Origin of the sequence: Nonomuraea sp. MG754425, from assembly GCF_021699195.1 — a bacterium.
Lineage (GTDB): Bacteria > Actinomycetota > Actinomycetes > Streptosporangiales > Streptosporangiaceae > Nonomuraea.
This window is the reverse complement of the sequence record NZ_SSXE01000452.1, coordinates 1-819: the sequence shown is the minus strand read 5'-3', so window position 1 is coordinate 819 and position 819 is coordinate 1. Positions and strand designations below refer to the sequence as shown.

At 69.7% G+C, this 819-nt stretch carries 1 pseudogene; it reads right to left on the bottom strand.

What is annotated here, in order from left to right:
- Nucleotides 1-720 precede the first annotated feature (720 nt).
- A pseudogene (locus FAF44_RS53435) lies at nucleotides 721-819 on the bottom strand (MoxR family ATPase); the annotation flags it as partial.

Here is an 819-nt window from a genome sequence, read left to right as displayed (position 1 = left end):
CTCATGTTCGGCCGGGCCAACCTCGACCTACTCCGGAAGATGGCACTCCACAACTGAGTCACCGATCGTGACCACTCCCCAGAGAGTGCTCAAGAGCCGATTTACCCTGCCACCGGAGACCTGAACTAAACCCTCCGTGTTGGACCGGTTTCACTTCGGTCACATTGCTTGACTGCCGGTCCAATAGTTCGCAAGGCTCTCTTGTACGTCGGGGGCGACAACCCATTCTGGAGCCTTCTCATGGCAAGAGCGCGACGATTCGCAGCGGCTGGAGCGGCGACCGCCTTCCTGGTGGCCGGAGTGAGCCTGGCGGTCGGCCTCGCCGGCCCCGTCTCGGCCGACGCCGATCCCCAGGTCCCCGGCACCGACTCCACCTGCCTGGTCCATCTGCCGCTACTCTGCGACGACTCCTCCGACGAGCCCTGGTCGGGTGACGCCGAACCGGGCGACACCTGGTCGAGCGAGCCCGGACATGACGATTCCTGGACGAACGACCCCGTGCCCGGCGACCCCTCCTCCACCGCGCCCTCGACCGGCGAGTCCTGGTCGAGCGCCCCCGGGCCCACGGACTCCTGGCCGTCGGAGGCGATGCCGCCGTGGCGGCCGGCCGGAGAGGACGAGCACCGGGTGCCGAAGGGGCATCCGGAGACGGGCGGCGGCGGGCTCGCCGGCGGTGAGCCGGTGTGGCCGTTCGCGCTGGGCGGGGCGGCGCTGCTGACCGGCGCGGGCCTCGTCGAGCCCCTCGTAACACTGGAGCCTGATCAGGTCGGCCCCGGTGGTCTCGGACACCGCCTTGGCGAGCTGCGTCTTCCCGACCCC